Source organism: Mycobacterium sp. 663a-19 (assembly GCF_035616495.1).
GTDB lineage: Bacteria > Actinomycetota > Actinomycetes > Mycobacteriales > Mycobacteriaceae > Mycobacterium.
The window spans coordinates 48,624-67,348 of the sequence record NZ_JAPJAV010000018.1 but is presented as its reverse complement, the minus strand read 5'-3'; the positions used below and the strand labels follow the sequence as shown (position 1 = coordinate 67,348).

Below are 18,725 nucleotides of genomic sequence, written 5' to 3'. Positions count from 1 at the left end.
CGGCACCCGCCGCGGCCGGCAACGCACCCGCTGCCGCACCCGGCAGGGCACCCGCGGCACCCGGCAGGGCACCCGCGGCACCCGGCAGGGCACCCGCGGCGGCACCCGGCGCGGCCGCGCCGCCGTGCACGCCCTGCATGATCGCCGGCATGACCAGGCCCTTGAGCAGGTCGATCGCCTGACCGGCGCCCAGCTGGTTGGCGGCCTGCATCACGTCGTTGACGAGCCCGCCGCCGCCGCTGCTGCTGCCGGAGCCGCCGCCGAGACCGCCGGTCCCCACCGGCGAGGCGCCGCCCAGGGTCGACGGGTCACCGAGGATCGGGTAGGTACCGTCGGCGCCCGGGTCCAAGCCGGCCGGCGCGGCGCCGATCGGCACCTCGCTGGGGGTGACCCCGGTACCGCCGAGACCCGGCGCGACTCCAGTCGGGCTGGTCAGGCCCGGGTTGGACAGCGCGGGGTTCATCCCCGCGCCCGGCGTGGTCGGCGCACCCGGCGCGGTGAGCCCGGGCGTCCCGGGCGTCAGGCCCGGGTTGGTCAGCCCCGGTGTGCCGACGCCCGGTGTGCCGAGACCCGGGGTGGTCGGGCCCGGCGTGCCGAGGCCCGGGCTGGCCAGCCCCGCCGTACCCAGGCCCGGCGTACCCAGGCCCGGCGTACCCAGACCCGGACTGGTCAGACCCGGACTGGTCAGGCCCGGCGTTCCCAGCCCCGGGCTGGTGAGCCCGGTGGCGCCGGTGGTGGTGCCGCTGGTCCCGCTCAACGCCGGCACCGGGGGCAGGTTGATCCCGAACTGCGACAGGCCCTGCGAAAGCGCGCCCATCAGCTCGCCGGGCAGGTCGCTCATGACCGCGGCCTGCTTGAAGTCGTGGTGCTCGGGCGGCTTGCTGCCCGCGGTGGATTCGTAAACCAGGAAGTATGCGCAAGGACTCGCGACTGCCAGGGCGGCGACCGCGCTCATGGCTGTCGAAAGCTTGCGTCGGCGTCGGTTCGGCACGGAAGTCTCCTCAATCTGGACAACTATTTGAACTGTTGTGTCGGCGTGTCCTGCCCGTCCTATCCGGCATGAACCACACACAGTCGATGGTACGAGTGAGATTGCTGTGACTAGAGTGGTGATATTGAATCGTGAGGCAATTGCGACCTTGGCCGCAATCTTCGCGATGGCGTCGCCAAATCGGGTTACGCGGCGCGGTCGGATACCCTAGGCAACCGATGACAGCTCGTTTCGACCTCTTCGTCGTCGGCTCCGGATTCTTCGGCCTGACCATTGCCGAGCGCGCGGCTACCCAACTCGGCAAGCGCGTGCTGGTCGTCGAGCGGCGCCCGCACATCGGCGGCAACGCCTATTCGGAGGCGGAGCCGCAGACGGGTATCGAGGTCCACAAGTACGGCGCCCACCTGTTCCACACCTCTAATAAGAGGGTCTGGGACTACGTGCGGCAGTTCACCGACTTCACCGACTACCGCCACCGGGTGTTCGCGATGCACAACGGGCAGGCCTACCAGTTCCCGATGGGCCTGGGCCTGGTGTCGCAGTTCTTCGGCAAGTACTTTTCGCCGTCGGAGGCGCGGCAGCTGATCGCCGAGCAGGCCGCCGAGATCGACACCGCGGACGCGCAAAACCTTGAGGAGAAGGCCATCTCGCTGATCGGCCGGCCGCTCTACGAGGCGTTCGTCAAGGGATACACCGCCAAGCAGTGGCAGACCGACCCCAGTGAGCTCCCGGCTGCCGTCATCAATCGGCTGCCGGTCCGCTACACCTTCGACAACCGGTACTTCAGCGACACCTACGAGGGCCTGCCGGCCGACGGCTACACCGCGTGGCTAAAGAACATGGCCGCCGACGACCGCATCGAGGTCCGGCTGGACACCGACTGGTTCCAGGTACGTAGCCAACTACGCGCGGAGAGCCCGGCGGCGCCGGTCGTCTACACCGGCCCGCTGGACCGCTACTTCGACTACGCCGAGGGCCGGCTCGGCTGGCGCACACTGGACTTCGAAGTGGAAGTGTTACCCATGGGGGATTTTCAGGGGACGCCGGTGATGAACTACAACGATCTCGATGTGCCCTACACGCGCATCCACGAATTCCGCCACTTCCACCCCGAGCGGGACTACCCGACCGACAAGACGGTGATCATGCGGGAGTACTCGCGCTTCGCCGGAGACGACGACGAGCCCTACTACCCGATCAACACCGAGGCCGACCGCGCCGTGCTGGCGGCCTACCGGGAGCGCGCAAAATCCGAAACCGCTTCGGCGAAGGTGCTTTTCGGCGGCCGGCTGGGCACCTACCAATACCTGGACATGCACATGGCCATCGCGAGCGCGCTGAACATGTACGACAACGTCCTGGCGCCGCACCTGCGCGACGGCGCACCACTCGAGGGGAACCGCGAATGACCGCCCAGAGCCTGCTGGCCCGAATCATCCTGCCGCGTCCGGGTGAGCCCCTCGACGTGCGCAAGCTCTACCTGGTGGAGTCGATCATCAACTCGCGGCGCGCGCACGCGCCGACCCGCACCTCGCTGCAGATCGGCGCGGAGTCCGAGGTGTCGTTCGCGACCTACTTCAACGCCTTCCCGGCCAGCTACTGGCGGCGCTGGACGATCTGCAAGTCGGTGGTGCTGCGGGTCGAGATGACCGGCGCCGGGCGGGTCGACGTCTACCGGACCAAGGCCACCGGGGCGCGCATCTACGTCGAGGGGCGCCAGTTCGCCGGCGCCGAGGACCAGCCCGTCGTCGTCGAGATCGAGGTGGGGCTGCAGCCCTTCGAGGACGGCGGCTGGATCTGGTTCGACATCACCACCGACACCAACGTCAACCTGCTCGGCGGCGGCTGGTATGCGACCGAGCCCGCCCCGGGCACGGCCAACGTCGCGGTCGGCATCCCGACGTTCAACCGCCCGGCCGACTGCACCAACGCGCTGGCCGCGCTGACCGCGGATCCGTTGGTGGACGAGGTGATCGGCGCGGTGATCGTTCCGGATCAGGGTGTGCGCAAGGTGCGCGACCACCCGGACTTCCCGGCCGCGGCCGCGCGGCTGGGCAATCGGCTGACCATCTGCGACCAGCCCAACCTCGGCGGGTCCGGCGGATACAGCCGGGTGATGTACGAGGCGCTGAAAAATACCGACTGCCAACAGATCCTGTTCATGGACGACGACATCCGCATCGAGCCGGACTCGATCCTGCGGGTGCTGGCCATGCACCGGTTCGCCAAGAGCCCGATGCTGGTGGGCGGCCAGATGCTCAACCTGCAGGAGCCGTCGCACCTGCACATCATGGGCGAGGTGGTGAACCCGTCGAACTTCATGTGGACCGCCGCGCCGCACGCCGAGTACGACCACGATTTCGCCGAATATCCGTTGAACGACAAGAACCCTCGCAGCCAGCTGCTGCACCGCCGCATCGACGTCGACTACAACGGCTGGTGGACGTGCATGATCCCGCGGCAGGTCGCCGAGGAGCTGGGACAGCCGCTGCCGCTGTTCATCAAGTGGGACGACGCCGACTACGGCCTGCGGGCGGCCGAGCACGGGTATCCGACGGTCACGCTGCCCGGCGCGGCGATCTGGCACATGGCCTGGAGCGACAAGGACGACGCCATCGACTGGCAGGCCTACTTCCATCTGCGCAACCGGCTGGTGGTCGCCGCGATGCACTGGGACGGCGACATCACCGGGCTGGTCCGCAGCCACCTGAAGGCCACGCTGAAACACCTTGCCTGCCTTGAATATTCGACGGTGGCGATCCAGAACAGGGCCATCGACGACTTTCTCGCCGGCCCCGAGCACATCTTCTCGATCCTGGAGTCGGCGCTGCCCGAGGTGCACCGGATGCGCAAGGAGTTCCCGGACGCCGTCGTCCTGCCGGCGGCCAGCGAGCTGCCGCGGCCGCTGCGCATGAGCAAGGCGATGAATCCCCCGGTGAACCCGCTGTCCATCGGCTACCGGCTGGCCCGCGGCATGCTGCACAACCTCAAGGCCGCCGATCCGGAAGCCCACCGGCGCCCGGAGTTCAACGTGCCGACCCAGGACGCGCGCTGGTTCCGGCTGTGCACGGTCGACGGCGTGACCGTGACGACGGCCGACGGGTGCGGTGTGGTCTATCGACAGCGCGACCGGCGCAAGATGTTCTCGTTGCTGTTCGCCTCGCTGCGCCGGCAGCGCCAGCTGTTGCGGCGGTTCGACGAGATGCGCCGGGTGTATCGGGGGGCGTTGCCCGTGCTGTCCAGCAAGCAGAAGTGGGAGACGGCGTTGCTGCCAGCAGCGGGCAATGGCTGAAACCCCGCTGTCGGAGGCGCCGCGCGGCGAGGTCGCGGCGATCGTGGCCGTTCAGTCGGCGCTCGGTGACCGCCCGCGGGCGCTGGCCGCGGCGCGCGGGCTGTCCCACTTCGGCGAGCACAGCGTCGGCTGGGTGGCCGTGGCGCTGCTGGGCGCGCTGCTCGCGCCGCGGCGCCGCCGGGACTGGCTGGTGGCCGGGGCCGGCGCGTTCGTCGCGCACGCGGCCGCGGTGGCGATCAAGCGGCTGGTCCGACGCACCCGGCCGGACCACCCGGCCGTCGCCGTCAACGTCGGCACGCCCAGCCGGCTGAGCTTCCCGTCGGCGCATGCCACCTCCACCACGGCCGCGGCGATCCTGATGGGCCGCGCCGCCGGGCTGCCCGAAGGGCCTGGGCCCGTGTTGCTCGTCCCGCCGATGGCGCTGTCGCGGATACTGCTGGGGGTGCACTATCCCAGCGACGTGGTCTTCGGCATCGCGCTCGGCGCCGCCGTCGCGGGGATCGCCCAAAGCGGCGGCGAGAGGCTCCGAAAGAGGTGCGCCGAATGAGTGAAGACGTGGTGACCGGGCCGCCGGCGAACGTGATCACCGGCGTGGTCAAGGCGATGCGGCCGCGGCAGTGGGTGAAGAACGTCATCGTGCTGGCCGCCCCGCTGGCCGCGCTGGGCGGGACCATCCGCTACGACTACACCAAGGTGCTGACCGAGGCGTCGGTGGCCTTCGTCGTGTTCAGCCTGGCCGCCTCGTCGATATACCTGATCAACGACGTGCGCGACGTCGCGGCCGACCGCGAGCACCCCACCAAGCGGTTCCGGCCTATCGCCGCCGGCGTGGTCCCCGAGTGGCTGGCCTACCTGCTGGCCGCGCTGCTGGGGGTGGCGTCCCTGGCGATCGCCTGGTGGCTGACGCCGAACCTGGCGCTGGTGATGGCCGTCTACATCGGGATGCAGCTCGGCTACTGCTTCGGGCTCAAGCACCAGGCCGTGATGGACATTTGCATCGTGTCGTCGGCGTATCTGCTGCGGGCCATCGCCGGCGGCGCGGCCACGGATATCCCGCTGTCGCAATGGTTTTTGCTGTTCGTGGCGTTCGGCTCGCTGTTCATGGTGGCCGGCAAGCGCTACGCCGAACTGCAAGTCGCCGAGCGCACCGGCGCGGCGATCCGCAAGGCGCTGGAGAGCTACACCAGCACCTACCTCCGATTCGTCTGGACCCTGTCGGCCACCGCGGTGGTGGTGTGCTACGGGCTGTGGGCGTTCGAGCGCGACCGCCATTCCGGGTCCTGGTTCGCGGTGTCGATGGTCCCGTTCACCATCGCGATCCTGCGCTACGCGGTCGACGTCGACGGCGGGCTGGCCGGGGAGCCGGAGGACATCGCGCTGCGCGACCGGGTGTTGCAGGCGCTGGCGCTGGCGTGGATCGCGACAGTCGGAGCCGCCGTTGCCTTCGGCTAGCCCCCAACTGAATGCCCTGAGGCTGGGGGTGATGCGCCGTCGGGCGGTGGCCAGGCGGGTCCGGTGGCCGGTGTTCCCGTACGACGTCGTGGTCCGGGCCAGCCTGTGGGCGGGCGTGGCGGTGGTCGCCGTGCTGTTCGGGTGGGGCGCCTGGCAGCGGCGCTGGATCGCGGACGACGGGCTGATCGTGTTGCGCACCGTGCGCAACCTGCTGGCCGGCAACGGGCCAGTGTTCAACCAGGGCGAGCGCGTCGAGGCGAACACGTCGACGGCGTGGACGTACCTGATGTACGCGGGAAGCTGGGTCGGCGGCCCGATGCGCATGGAGTACGTGGCGCTGGCGCTGTCCCTGGGGCTGTCCGTGCTGGGCGTGGTGCTGCTGATGCTGGGCGCCGGGCGGCTCTACGCGCCGAGCCTGCGCGGCGCGCGCGCGATCATGCTGCCCGCCGGCGCGCTGGTCTACGTCGCGCTGCCGCCGTCGCGGGACTTCGCCACCTCCGGCCTGGAAAGCGGCCTGGCCCTGGCCTATCTCGGGCTGCTGTGGTGGATGATGGTCTGCTGGGCGCAGCCGCTGCGGACCCGCCCGGATCACCGGGCGTTCATCGCCGCGCTGGCGTTCGTGGCGGGGTTCAGCGTGTTGGTGCGGCCCGAGTTCGCGCTGATGGGCGGGCTGGCGCTGATCATGATGCTGATCGCGGCGCGCACCTGGCAGCGCCGGGCGCTGATCGTGGTGGCCGGCGGGTTGCTGCCGGTGGCCTACGAGATCTTCCGGATGGGCTACTACGGCCTGCTGGTGCCGGGCACCGCCCTGGCCAAGGACGCCGCCGGCGACAAGTGGTCGCAGGGCATGATCTACCTCTCGAACTTCAACGCGCCCTACGCGATCTGGGCGCCCGCGGTGCTGCTCGTGCCGCTGGGGCTGCTGCTGATGGCGGCGCGTCGCCGGCCGTCATTCCTGCGCCCCGCCCTGGCGCCCAACTACGGGCGGGTGGCCCGGTGGGTGCAGAGCCCGCCGGCCGTGGTGGTCTTCGTGCTCGTCAGCGGTCTGCTGCAGGCGCTGTATTGGATCCGGCAGGGCGGCGATTTCATGCACGCCCGGGTGTTGCTGGCGCCGCTATTTTGTTTGCTGGCCCCGGTCGCCGTGGTCCCGGTGATCATTCCCGACGGGAAGGTCTACCTGCGCGAGACGGGCATGTTGGTGGGCGGTGCGGCGGCGGTGTTGTGGCTGGGGATCGCGGGCTGGTCGCTGTGGGCAGCAAACTCGCCGGGGATGGGTGACGACGCCACCCACGTCACGTATTCGGGGATCGTCGACGAGCGCCGCTTCTACGCGCAGGCCACCGGGCAGGCGCACCCGTTGACCGCCGCCGACTACCTGGGCTACCCGAGGATGGCCGCGATTCTGACGGCGCTCAACAACACCCCGGACGGGGCGTTGCTGCTGCCGTCCGGCAACTACACGCAGTGGGACCTGGTGCCGATGGGCCAGCCCCCCAGCGGCAAACCACCCCAAAAGCCGCAACACACAGTGTTTTTCACCAACCTCGGCATGGTCGGCATGAACGTCGGGCTCGACGTTCGGGTGATCGACCAGATCGGGCTGGCGAACCCCATCGCGCAACACACCGGACGGCTGGCGCACGGCCGGATCGGGCACGACAAGAACCTCTTCCCGGACTGGGTGATCGCCGACGGACCCTGGGTGAAGGTCTATCCGGGCATTCCGGGCTACCTGGACGCGAATTGGGTCACCCAGGCGGTCGCGGCGCTGCAATGCCCCGAGACGCAGGCGGTGCTGGCCTCGGTGCGCGCCCCGATGACGCCGCACCGGTTCGTCTCAAACTTCTTGCACTCCTTCACCTTCACCCAGTACCAGATCGACCGGGTGCCGCTCTACGAGCTCGCCCGGTGCGGGCTGCCGGTGCCCGAGGCGGGCCCGCCGCCGCCCCGCGAGTGAAGTTCCGGCGAATTTTTTCCCACGGGTTCCCAACCGCTCGCGCCGCGCTGGCACGGCGGATTGACAGCAAACTCACATCTGCGGTGCCACCAGCGCGCGGCACCGGCCCGGCACATGCGGAAACGCCCTCTTCGGGCGCCCGGTTCGGCTCGAAAACCACCGGAAATCGCGGCCGGATGACGGTTTGCGGGGCGTGCTCGATGAGAGCGGAGGCCCGATCGTGTGGTTGACTACACGGGCACTGCTGCGCCCGAGACGTATGCAGTCGGACCCAATGATTCATGCGCGGGGACGAAGAATGCGCCCGAAAGGATGAGGAAGCAAGGATGAAGCTCGTTGACAGAGTTCGCGGTGCCGTGGCGGCTGTGCCGCGCCGGCTCGCGGTAGGTGCTGTTGGTGCAGCCCTGCTGCCGGGCCTGATCGGCGTCGTGGGGGGCTCGGCGACGGCTGGGGCGTTCTCGCGCCCGGGCCTGCCGGTGGAATATCTGCAGGTTCCCTCCGCCGCGATGGGCCGCGACATCAAGGTTCAGTTCCAGAGCGGCGGCCCCAACGCGCCGGCCGTGTACCTGCTCGACGGCATGCGCGCGCAGGACGACTTCAACGGCTGGGACATCAACACCCCCGCCTTCGAGTGGTACAACCAGTCGGGCCTCGCCGTGGCCATGCCGGTCGGCGGGCAGTCCAGCTTCTACTCCGACTGGTACAAGCCGGCCTGCGGTAAGGCCGGCTGCACCACCTACAAGTGGGAGACCTTCCTGACCAGCGAGCTGCCGCAGTACCTCGCCGCCAACCAGCAGGTCAAGCCCACCGGCAGCGCCGCGGTCGGCCTGTCGATGGCCGGGTCGTCCGCGCTGATCCTGGCCGCCTACCACCCCGACCAGTTCGTCTACGCCGGCTCGCTGTCGGCGCTGCTGGACCCGTCCCAGGGCATGGGGCCGTCGCTGATCGGCCTCGCCATGGGTGACGCGGGCGGCTACAAGAAGGACGACATGTGGGGCCCGTCCAGCGACCCCGCCTGGCAGCGCAACGACCCGACGCTGCAGGTCGGCAAGCTGGTCGCGAACAACACCCGCATCTGGATCTACTGCGGTAACGGCAAGCCGTCCGACCTGGGTGGCGACAACCTGCCCGCCAAGTTCCTCGAGGGCTTCGTGCGGAGCAGCAACCTGAAGTTCCAGACCGCCTACAACGCCGCCGGCGGCCACAACGCGGTGTGGAACTTCGACGCCAACGGCACCCACGACTGGCCGTACTGGGGTGCGCAGCTCAACGCCATGAAGCCGGATCTGCAGCAGGCGCTGGGCGCGACGCCGGGCGCCGGTCCCGCCACGGCTGCGGCGACCAACGCCGGCAACAGCACCCACGGCACCTAGTCGGCCGGCCGAAATCGAACACCGCCGATGGCGGCGATCCCCCGGGGTCGCCGCCATTGGTGATTTACGCCACCCATCGGGTGTGGTTACTGTGCTCACAGCGACTAGACGTTGGAGGGTGGACATGAGGGGTCTGTCAGCGCTGCTGCGGGTGTTCTGCGTTGCCGCACTATCGGTCGGGCTGGGCGGTGTGGCTGCCGTCTCGGCGCCGGGAACCGTGGGCAAGGCCAGGGCCGCGGGCTACGAGAGCCTGATGGTCCCGTCGGCGGCGATGGGCCGCGACATCCCGGTGGCCTTCCTGGGCGGCGGGCCGCACGCGGTGTATCTGCTCGACGCCTTCAACGCGGCCCCGGACGTGAGCAACTGGGTGACCGCGGGCAACGCGATGAACACCCTGGCCGGCAAGGGGATCTCGGTGGTGGCGCCCGCGGGCGGGGCGTGGAGCATGTACACCAACTGGGAGCAGGACGGCAGCAAGCAGTGGGACACCTTCCTGTCCAGCGAGCTGCCCAACTGGCTGGCCGCCAACAAGGGCCTGGCCCCCGGCGGCCACGCCGCCGTCGGCGCCTCGCAGGGCGGCTACGCCGCGATGGCGCTGGCCGCCTTCCACCCGGACCGCTTCGGCATGGCCGGTTCACTGTCGGGCTTCCTATACCCGTCGAGCACCAACTACAACGGCGCGATCCTGGCCGGGCTGCAGCAGTTCGGCGGCGTGGACGGCAACGGCATGTGGGGCGCGCCGCAGCTGGGCCGGTGGAAGTGGCACGACCCGTACGTGCACTCCACGCTGCTGGCGCAGAACAACACCCGGGTGTGGGTCTACAGCCCGATGAACATGGGCGGCGACGACGCCGCGATGATCGGCCAGGCGGGCGCGGCGATGGGCAGCTCGCGGGAGTTCTACCAGCAGTACCGCAACACCGGCGGGCACAACGGTCACTTCGACTTCCCGGGCGGCGGCGACAACGGCTGGGGCTCGTGGTCCGCGCAGCTGGGCGCGATGTCGGGCGACATCGTCGGAGCCATCCGCTAGTCATTCGCTAGTCATTCGCCAGCCCCGAGCGCCGACGGTGCCGGCGCCGTGAGCCGGTACCGTGGGGGGAGCAGCAGGGGGCGGCCGCTTGCCTCGAATCGAGCTGCGACCACCAGACTCTGCCAGCAGGAGAACATGGCCACCAACGCCCGGCGCAAACGCCACCGAATCCTCGCCTGGGCCGCCGCCCTGTCGATGGCCGGCGTCGTATTGCTGGTGATCCTGGGCGCGGTGATGCTGTTGCGCCACCCGTCGTCGCCGCCCAGCGCGGTGCCGCCCGGCGTGCTGCCCCCGTCGTCGACGACGACGCACCCGCACAAGCCGCGGCCCGCCTTCCAGGACGCGTCGTGTCCCGACGTGCAGCTGGTGACGGTCCCCGGCACCTGGGAGTCGTCCCCGCAGGACGACCCGCTGAACCCGATGCAGTTCCCGAATGCCTTGCTGCACAAGGTGACCGCGGAGCTCGGCCAGCAGTTCGGATCCGCGCGGGTGCAGACGTACACCACGCCGTACACGGCGCAGTTTCACAATCCGCTCAGCTCCGACAAGCAGATGTCCTACAACGACAGCCGGGCCGAAGGCACCCGCGCCACCGTCCAGGCGATGACCGACATGAACAACAAGTGCCCGTTGACCAGCTACGTGCTGATGGGCTTCTCGCAGGGGGCGGTGATCGCCGGCGACATCGCCAGCGACATCGGCAACGGCCGCGGTCCCGTCGACGACGACCTGGTGCTCGGTGTGACGCTGATCGCCGACGGCCGTCGCCAGCAGGGCGTGGGCAAGGACATCGGGCCCAACCCGCCGGGCGAGGGCGCCGAGGTCACGCTGGCGGAGGTGCCGATGCTGTCGGGTTTCGGCCTGACCATGACCGGCGCGCGCCCGGGCGGTTTCGGTGCGCTCAACGACAAGACCAACGAGATCTGCGCGCCGGGCGACCTCATCTGCGCGGCCCCGGAGGAGGCGTTCAGCGTCGCCAACCTGCCGAGCACGCTGAACACGCTGGCCGGGGGCGCCGGCCAGCCGATACACGCGTTGTACGCCACCACCCAGTTCTGGAACCTGGACGGGGTCCCGGCGACGGATTGGACGGCGAACTGGGCCCACGGGCTCATCGAGAATGCGCCCCACCCCAAACATGGGTGACATGACCGCGACGTAGGCCGATGTGTGACGGAATCGGCGGTACCTTGTGATTTGGTCTGCCGCGTGCCGCCCCTTAACATTAAGAGAAAAGTAAGAGCATTGTGATCGTGACCCGTTGGGGTCGAAGCTGGCACCTAATCGACGCTCGCCTTAGCATGCGCCGTGACGGGGCCGGCGTGCGCGCGGTTATAGCGTCGGGGGCAGCCGACCAAATTGTGTTGTGACAGGAGAAACCGGCATGGCGTACCACAACCCGTTCATCGTCAACGGACGAATCAAGTTCCCCGAGAACACGAATCTGGTTCGTCACGTTGAGAAGTGGGCGAAGGTTCGTGGCGGCAATCTGGCCTATCGATTCGTCGACTTCTCCACCGAGCGCGACGGCGAATACAAGGACATCTCGTGGTCGGAGTTCAGCGCCCGCAACCGCGCGGTGGGGGCCCGGCTGCAGCAGGTCACCCAGCCGGGTGACCGCATCGCGATCCTGTGCCCGCAGAACCTCAACTACCTGATCGCCTTCTTCGGCGCGCTGTACGCCGGCCGGATCGCGGTGCCGCTGTTCGACCCGGCCGAGCCGGGCCACGTGGGCCGGCTGCACGCCGTGCTCGACGACTGCACCCCCTCGACGATCCTGACCACCACCGAGGCCGCCGAGGGCGTCCGCAAGTTCATCCGCGCCCGGGCGGCCAAGGAACGGCCCCGCGTCATCGCCGTCGACGCGGTGCCCGGCGAGGTCGCCAGCACCTGGCAGGAGCCGGTGGCCGACGAGAACACCATCGCCTACCTGCAGTACACCTCCGGCTCCACCCGCACCCCGACGGGCGTGCAGATCACCCACCTGAACCTGCCCACCAACGTGCTGCAGGTGCTCAACGGCCTCGAGGGCAAGGAGGGCGACCGCGGCCTGAGCTGGCTGCCGTTCTTCCACGACATGGGCCTGATCACGGCGCTGCTGTCGCCGGTGCTCGGCCACAACTTCACCTTCATGACCCCGGCCGCGTTCGTCCGGCGCCCCGGCCGGTGGATCCGCGAGATGGCGCGCAAGCCCGAGGACGGCCCGGACTGCGAGGTCTTCACCGTCGCGCCGAACTTCGCCTTCGAGCACGCCGCGGTGCGCGGGGTGCCCAAGGAGGGCGAGCCGCCGCTGGACCTGAGCAACGTCAAGGGCATCCTCAACGGCAGCGAGCCGGTGTCCCCGTCGTCGATGCGCAAGTTCTACGAGGCGTTCGCGCCGTACGGCCTGCGCGAGACCGCGATCAAGCCGTCCTACGGCCTGGCCGAGGCGACGTTGTTCGTCTCCACCACGCCGATGGACGAGGCGCCCACGGTCATCCACGTCGACCGCGACGAGCTGAACAACCAGCGCTTCGTCGAGGTCCCCGCCGACGCGCCCAACGCCGTCGCGCAGGTGTCCGCCGGCGTCGTCGGGGTGGACGAGTGGGCGGTCATCGTCGACCCCGACACGGCCAGCGAGCTGCCCGACGGGCAGATCGGCGAGATCTGGCTGCACGGCAACAACCTCGGCATCGGCTACTGGGGCAAGGAGGAGGAGACCTCCCAGACGTTCAAGAACATCCTCAAGTCGCGGATCAGCCAGTCGCACGCCGAGGGCGCTCCCGACGACGGGATGTGGGTGCGCACCGGCGACTACGGCACTTACCACAAGGGACACCTCTATATAGCGGGCCGCATCAAGGACCTGGTCATCATCGACGGCCGCAACCACTACCCGCAGGACCTCGAGTACTCGGCGCAGGAGGCCAGCCGCGCGCTGCGCACCGGCTACGTCGCCGCGTTCTCGGTCCCGGCCAACCAGCTGCCCCAGGTGGTGTTCGACAACCCGCACGCCGGGATCAAGTTCGACCCCGAGGACACGTCCGAACAGCTGGTGATCGTCGCCGAGCGCGCCGCCGGCACGCACAAGCTGGACTACCAACCCATCGCCGACGACATCCGGGCGGCCATCGCCGTTCGCCACGGGGTGACCGTCCGCGACCTGCTGCTGGTGCAGGCCGGCACCATTCCGCGGACGTCCAGCGGCAAGATCGGGCGCCGCGCGTGCCGTGCCGCCTACCTGGACGGCAGTCTGCGCAGCGGCGTCGGTTCACCGACCGCCTTCGCCGGCGCCAACGACTGAATCAGGAACCATGGCTGACACAGAACCTGACCTTCCGGAGAATCCGCCCGCCGAGAATCCGCCCGCCAACAAGACCGACATGACGGTCCCCGAGATGCGGCAGTGGCTGCGCAACTGGGTGGGCCGGGCCGTCGGGCAGTCGCCCGACGCTATCGACGAGTCGGTCCCCATGGTGGAGCTGGGCCTGTCGTCGCGGGACGCCGTGGCCATGGCCGCCGACATCGAGGACATGACCGGCGTGACGCTGTCGGTCGCGGTGGCGTTCCAGCATCCGACCATCGAGTCGCTGGCCACCCGGATCATCGAGGGCGAGCCCGAAGCGCCCGACGCCGGCCTCGACGACGCCGACTGGTCGCGCCCCGGCCCCGCCGAGCGCGTCGACATCGCGATCGTGGGCCTGTCCACCCGGCTGCCCGGCGACATGAACACCCCCGACGAGACCTGGCAGGCCCTGATGGAGGGCCGCGACGCCATCACCGACCTGCCCGAGGGCCGCTGGTCGGAATTCCTCGAAGAGCCGCGCATCGCGGCGCGCGTCGGCACCGCCCGCACCCGGGGCGGCTACCTGAAGGACATCAAGGGCTTCGACTCCGAGTTCTTCGCCGTCGCCAAGACCGAGGCCGACAACATCGACCCGCAACAGCGGATGGCGCTGGAGCTCACCTGGGAGGCGCTCGAGCACGCCCGGATCCCGGCGTCGAGCCTGCGCGGCGAGGCCGTCGGCGTGTACGTCGGCTTCTCCAACAACGACTACCAATTCCTGGCGGTCTCCGACCCGACCGTCGCGCACCCGTATGCGATCACCGGCACCGCCAGCTCGATCATCGCCAACCGGGTGTCCTACTTCTACGACTTCCGCGGCCCCTCGGTCGCGCTGGACACCGCCTGCTCGAGCTCGCTGGTGGCCACGCACCAGGCCGTGCAGGCGCTGCGCAACGGCGAGTGCGACGTGGCGATCGCCGGCGGCGTCAACGCGCTGCTCACCCCGCTGGTGACGCTCGGTTTCGACGAGATCGGTCAGGTGCTGGCGCCCGACGGCCGGATCAAGTCGTTCTCGTCGGACGCCGACGGCTACACCCGCTCCGAGGGCGGGGGCATGTTCGTGCTCAAGCGGGTCGACGACGCCCGCCGCGACGGCGACCAGATCCTGGCCGTCATCGCGGGCAGCGCGGTCAACCACGACGGCCGGTCCAACGGCCTGATCGCGCCGAACCAGGACGCGCAGGCCGACGTGCTGCGCCGGGCCTACAAGGACGCCGGCATCGACCCGCGCACCGTCGACTACATCGAGGCGCACGGCACCGGCACCGTCCTGGGCGACCCGATCGAGGCCGAGGCGCTGGGGCGCGTCGTGGGACGGGGCCGTCCGGCCGACCGCCCGGCGCTGCTGGGCGCGGTGAAAACCAATGTGGGACACCTGGAGTCGGCCGCCGGCGCGGCCAGCCTGGCCAAGGTGGTGCTGGCGCTGCAGCACGACAAGCTGCCGCCGTCCATCAACTTCGCCGGCCCCAGCCCCTACATCGACTTCGACGGCATGCGGCTGAAGGTCATCGACACCGCGGCCGACTGGCCGCGCTACGGCGGCTACGCGCTGGCCGGGGTGTCCAGCTTCGGCTTCGGCGGGGCCAACGCGCACCTCGTGGTCCGCGAGGTGCTGCCCCGCGACGTGATCGAGCGCGAGCCCGAGCCGGCGCCCGAGGTCGAATCGGCCCCGGAAACCGAAGCGGCGCAAGCCCCCACGCTGGAGAGCCACTCGCTGCGGTTCGATGACTTCGGCAACATCATCCCCGACGCGTCCGAGGCGCCGGAGGAATCCTACGAGCTGCCCGGCGTCACCGAGGAGGCGCTGCGCCTCAAGGCGATCGCGCTGGAAGAGCTTGCGGCACAAGAGGAATCGGAACCGACCAGGCCGTTGATCCCGCTCGCGGTGTCGGCGTTTCTGACGTCTCGCAAGCGGGCCGCGGCGGCCGAGCTGGCCGACTGGATGGAAAGCCCCGAGGGCCAGGCGTCGTCGCTGGAGTCCATCGGCCGGGCACTGTCGTGCCGTAACCACGGCCGGTCGCGCGCGGTGGTGCTGGCACACGACCACGAGGAGGCCGTCAAGGGTCTGCGGGCCGTCGCCGAGGGCAAGCAGCGACCCAACGTGTTCAGCACCGACGGGCCGGTCACCAGCGGCCCGGTGTGGGCGATGGCCGGTTTCGGCGCGCAGCACCGCAAGATGGGCAAAAACCTGTACCTGCGCAACGAGGTCTTCGCCGAGTGGATCGAGAAGGTCGACGCGCTGATCCAGGACGAGCGGGGTTACTCGATCCTGGAGCTGATCCTCGACGACTCGCACGAGTACGGCATCGAGACCTCCAACGTCGTCATCTTCGCGATCCAGATCGCCCTCGGCGAGCTGCTCAAGCACCACGGCGCCAAACCCGCGGCGGTGATTGGTCAGTCGCTGGGCGAGCCCGCGGCGGCGTACTTCTCCGGCGGGCTGTCGCTGGCCGACGCGACCCGGGTGATCTGCTCGCGCTCGCACCTGATGGGTGAGGGCGAGGCGATGCTGTTCGGCGAGTACATCCGGCTGATGGCGCTCGTCGAGTACTCCGCCGACGAGCTGAAGACCGTGTTCGGTGATTTCCCCGGCCTGGAGGTGTGCGTCTACGCCGCACCCGGCCAGACCGTGATCGGCGGCCCGCCCGAGCAGATCGACGCGATCGTCGCGCGCTGCGAGGCCGAGGGCCGCTTCGCCCGCAAGCTGCAGACCAAGGGCGCCGGCCACACCTCGCAGATGGACCCGCTGCTCGGCGAGTTCTCCGCGGAGCTGCAGGGCATCGAGCCGGTGAGCCCGACGTGCGGGATCTTCTCGACGGTGCACGAGGGCAGCTACATCAAGCCCGGCGGCGAGCCGATCCACGATGTCGCCTACTGGGTCAAGGGAATGCGGCATTCCGTCTACTTCACCCACGGCGTCCGCAACGCCGTCGACAGCGGCCACACCACGTTCCTGGAGCTCGCGCCCAACCCGGTGGCGCTGATGCAGATCGGCCTGACCACCGCGGCCGCGGGATTGCCTGACGCCCAACTGATTCCGACGCTGGCCAAAAAGCAGGACGACGTCGAGTCGATGATCTCGGCCATGGCCCAGCTCTACGTCCACGGCCACGACCTGGACATCCGGACGCTGTTCAGCCGCGCGCGAGGGGCCCAAGGACCTGAAGACTTTGCGAACATCCCGCCGACCCGGTTCAGGCGCAAGGAGCACTGGCTGGACGTGCACTTCTCCGGCGACGGCTCGGTGATCATGCCGGGGACCCACGTCGCGCTGCCCGACGGTCGCCACGTCTGGGAATACGCGCCGCGCAACGGCGAGACGGACCTGGCCGCGTTGGTGAGATCCGCCGCGACACAGGTGCTTCCGGATGCGCAGCTGACGGCTTCCGAGCAGCGCGCGCAGCCGGCTGCCGGTGCCCGGCTGGTGACCACGATGACCCGGCATCCGGGCGGCGCCTCGGTTCAGGTGCACGCCCGCATCGACGAGTCCTTCACGCTGGTGTACGACGCGGTGGTGAGGCGGGCCGGCCAGGCCGGCGCGCTGCCGACCGCGGTCGGCGCGGGCACGGCGATCGCCGCCGCCCCCACCACGGCCGCCCAGCCCGAGGCGCCCGCCGAGGACACCGAGGCCGAAACGCTGTCGGACAGCCTGACCAACCGCTACCTGCCGAACGACGTGGGCAGGTGGTCACCGGATTCCGGCGAGACCATCGCCGAGCGGCTGGGCCTGATCGTCTCGGCGGCAATGGGTTACGAGCCCGAGGACCTGCCGTGGGAGGTGCCGCTGATCGAGCTGGGCCTGGACTCGCTGATGGCGGTGCGGATCAAGAACCGCGTCGAATACGACTTCGACCTGCCGCCAATCCAATTGACGGCCGTGCGCGACGCCAACCTGTACGCCGTCGAGAAGTTGATCGAGTACGCGATCGAGCACCGCGACGAGGTCGAGCAGCTGCACGAGCACCAGAAGACGCTGACGGCCGAGGAGATCGCCAAAGAGCAGGCCGCATTGCTCAGCGGCGCAACGCCGTCGTCCGTCGTCGCGCCCACGCCCGCGCCGGACAAGCCGGAGGCGCCGGTTCCGCCGCCGCCGACGGATCCGTCGGGACCCAAGGGTGCCGAGGGCAACGGCGCGCAGCCGAACCTGGCCGGGGTGACGGACGCGCTCAACCAGGAGGCGGTCGCCAAGGCGCTCAACTCCGACATACCGCCGCGCGACGCCGCCGAGCGGGTCACCTTCGCCACCTGGGCGATAGTCACCGGGAGGTCCCCGGGCGGAATCTTCAACCCGCTGCCCAAGCTGGACGCGGACACGGCGACCAAGATGGCCCAACGGCTTTCGGAACGCGCGGAGGGCCCGATCACCGCCGAGGACGTGCTGTCGTCGGCGAACATCGAGGAGCTGGCCGACAAGATCCGCGGCTACTTCGAGGCCGGGGAGATCGACGGCTTCGTGCGCACCCTGCGGGCCCGGCCGGAGGGCAGCACCAAGACGCCGGTGTTCGTGTTCCACCCGGCGGGCGGATCGACGGTGGTGTACGAGCCGCTGCTCAACCGGCTGCCCGCCGACACCCCGATGTACGGCTTCGAGCGGGTCGAGGGCTCGATCGAGGAGCGCGCCGCGCAGTACGTTCCGAAGCTCATCGAGATGCAGGGCGACGGGCCCTACATCCTGGCCGGCTGGTCGCTGGGCGGGGTGCTGGCCTACGCGTGCGCGATCGGGCTGAAGCGGCTGGGCAAGGACGTCGCGTGGGTCGGCCTGATCGACGCCGTGCGCGCCGGTGAAGAGGTCCCGCAGACCAAGGAGGAGATCCGCGCGCGCTGGGACCGCTACGCCCGGTTCGCCGAGCGCACCTTCAACGTCACCATCCCGGCGATCCCGTACGAGCAGCTCGAGGAGCTCGACGACGAGGGTCAGATCCGGTTCGTGCTCGACGCCGTTAAGGAGAGCGGCGTGCAGATCCCGGCCGGCATCATCGAGCACCAGCGCACGTCGTATCTGGACAACAGGGCCATCGACACCGCCCAGATCCAGCCCTACGACGGGCATGTCACCCTCTACATGGCCGATCGCTACCATGACGACGCGATCATGTTCGAGCCGCGGTACGGCACCCGCAAACCCGACGGCGGCTGGGGCGAGTACGTGTCCGATCTCGAGATCGTGCCGATCGGCGGCGAGCACATCCAGGCCATCGACGAGCCCTACATCGCGAAGGTGGGCGCGCACATGACCCAGGCGCTGAACATGATCGAGGCACAACAGCAGCAGGACGCGTCGGGACGAGTGAGGTAGGCAAGT

Annotated in this window: 11 protein-coding genes; 10 read left to right on the top strand and 1 reads right to left on the bottom strand. The window is 69.6% G+C overall.

Going from position 1 to position 18,725, the window contains the following annotated elements; genetic code table 11:
* Positions 1–991, bottom strand: a 991-nt coding sequence (locus tag OQ968_RS23690) for a PirG (RefSeq protein ID WP_324681975.1), incomplete at its 3' end; no start/stop codon positions are given.
* 218 nt (positions 992–1,209) lie between these two features.
* Between OQ968_RS23690 and glf the strand changes: the two genes are divergently transcribed.
* The 10 genes from glf (at position 1,210) to pks13 (ending at position 18,719) form a co-directional block, all read left to right on the top strand.
* Positions 1,210–2,400 carry a UDP-galactopyranose mutase gene (glf, locus tag OQ968_RS23685; RefSeq protein ID WP_324681974.1) on the top strand — a complete coding sequence of 397 codons (1,191 nt, stop codon included), beginning with the start codon at positions 1,210–1,212 and terminating at the stop codon, positions 2,398–2,400.
* Positions 2,397–4,283: a glycosyltransferase gene (locus tag OQ968_RS23680; RefSeq protein ID WP_324681972.1), complete on the top strand. Its 1,887-nt coding sequence runs from the start codon at positions 2,397–2,399 to the stop codon at positions 4,281–4,283. The genes glf and OQ968_RS23680 overlap by 4 nt, the downstream gene beginning before the upstream one ends.
* Complete coding sequence (locus OQ968_RS23675; RefSeq protein WP_324681970.1) at positions 4,276–4,830, top strand: phosphatase PAP2 family protein; 555 nt, start codon at positions 4,276–4,278, stop codon at positions 4,828–4,830. Before OQ968_RS23680 ends, OQ968_RS23675 begins: the two co-directional genes overlap by 8 nt.
* Entirely contained in the window at positions 4,827–5,735 is a 909-nt protein-coding gene (locus OQ968_RS23670; protein ID WP_324681968.1) for a decaprenyl-phosphate phosphoribosyltransferase, read from the top strand. The genes OQ968_RS23675 and OQ968_RS23670 overlap by 4 nt, the downstream gene beginning before the upstream one ends.
* On the top strand, positions 5,722–7,692 hold the full coding sequence (aftB, locus tag OQ968_RS23665) for a terminal beta-(1->2)-arabinofuranosyltransferase (RefSeq protein WP_324681966.1): 1,971 nt from the start codon (positions 5,722–5,724) through the stop codon (positions 7,690–7,692). The genes OQ968_RS23670 and aftB overlap by 14 nt, the downstream gene beginning before the upstream one ends.
* 326 nt (positions 7,693–8,018) lie before the next feature.
* Positions 8,019–9,065 (top strand): diacylglycerol acyltransferase/mycolyltransferase Ag85B, encoded by a 1,047-nt coding sequence (gene ag85B, locus OQ968_RS23660; protein WP_324681965.1) that lies wholly within the window; start codon positions 8,019–8,021, stop codon positions 9,063–9,065.
* 124 nt (positions 9,066–9,189) lie between these two features.
* On the top strand, positions 9,190–10,098 hold the full coding sequence (locus tag OQ968_RS23655; protein WP_324681964.1) for an alpha/beta hydrolase family protein: 909 nt from the start codon (positions 9,190–9,192) through the stop codon (positions 10,096–10,098).
* 135 nt (positions 10,099–10,233) lie between these two features.
* Complete coding sequence (locus OQ968_RS23650; protein WP_324681963.1) at positions 10,234–11,244, top strand: cutinase family protein; 1,011 nt, start codon at positions 10,234–10,236, stop codon at positions 11,242–11,244.
* A gap of 238 nt (positions 11,245–11,482) precedes the next feature.
* Entirely contained in the window at positions 11,483–13,381 is a 1,899-nt protein-coding gene (gene fadD32, locus OQ968_RS23645; RefSeq protein WP_324681985.1) for a long-chain-fatty-acid--AMP ligase FadD32, read from the top strand.
* Positions 13,382–13,460: 79 nt separating this feature from the next.
* On the top strand, positions 13,461–18,719 hold the full coding sequence (gene pks13 / locus OQ968_RS23640; RefSeq protein WP_324681983.1) for a polyketide synthase Pks13: 5,259 nt from the start codon (positions 13,461–13,463) through the stop codon (positions 18,717–18,719).
* The last annotated feature ends 6 nt before the right edge of the window (positions 18,720–18,725 follow it).

Excerpts from the sequence above, each read along its gene's own strand:
- glf (WP_324681974.1), top strand. The coding sequence starts at position 1,210 with ATGACAGCTCGTTTCGACCTCTTCGTCGTCGGCTCCGGATTCTTCGGC.
- OQ968_RS23680 (WP_324681972.1), top strand. The coding sequence starts at position 2,397 with ATGACCGCCCAGAGCCTGCTGGCCCGAATCATCCTGCCGCGTCCGGGT.
- OQ968_RS23675 (WP_324681970.1), top strand. The coding sequence starts at position 4,276 with ATGGCTGAAACCCCGCTGTCGGAGGCGCCGCGCGGCGAGGTCGCGGCG.
- OQ968_RS23670 (WP_324681968.1), top strand. The coding sequence starts at position 4,827 with ATGAGTGAAGACGTGGTGACCGGGCCGCCGGCGAACGTGATCACCGGC.
- ag85B (WP_324681965.1), top strand. The coding sequence starts at position 8,019 with ATGAAGCTCGTTGACAGAGTTCGCGGTGCCGTGGCGGCTGTGCCGCGC.
- OQ968_RS23655 (WP_324681964.1), top strand. The coding sequence starts at position 9,190 with ATGAGGGGTCTGTCAGCGCTGCTGCGGGTGTTCTGCGTTGCCGCACTA.
- OQ968_RS23650 (WP_324681963.1), top strand. The coding sequence starts at position 10,234 with ATGGCCACCAACGCCCGGCGCAAACGCCACCGAATCCTCGCCTGGGCC.
- fadD32 (WP_324681985.1), top strand. The coding sequence starts at position 11,483 with ATGGCGTACCACAACCCGTTCATCGTCAACGGACGAATCAAGTTCCCC.
- pks13 (WP_324681983.1), top strand. The coding sequence starts at position 13,461 with ATGACGGTCCCCGAGATGCGGCAGTGGCTGCGCAACTGGGTGGGCCGG.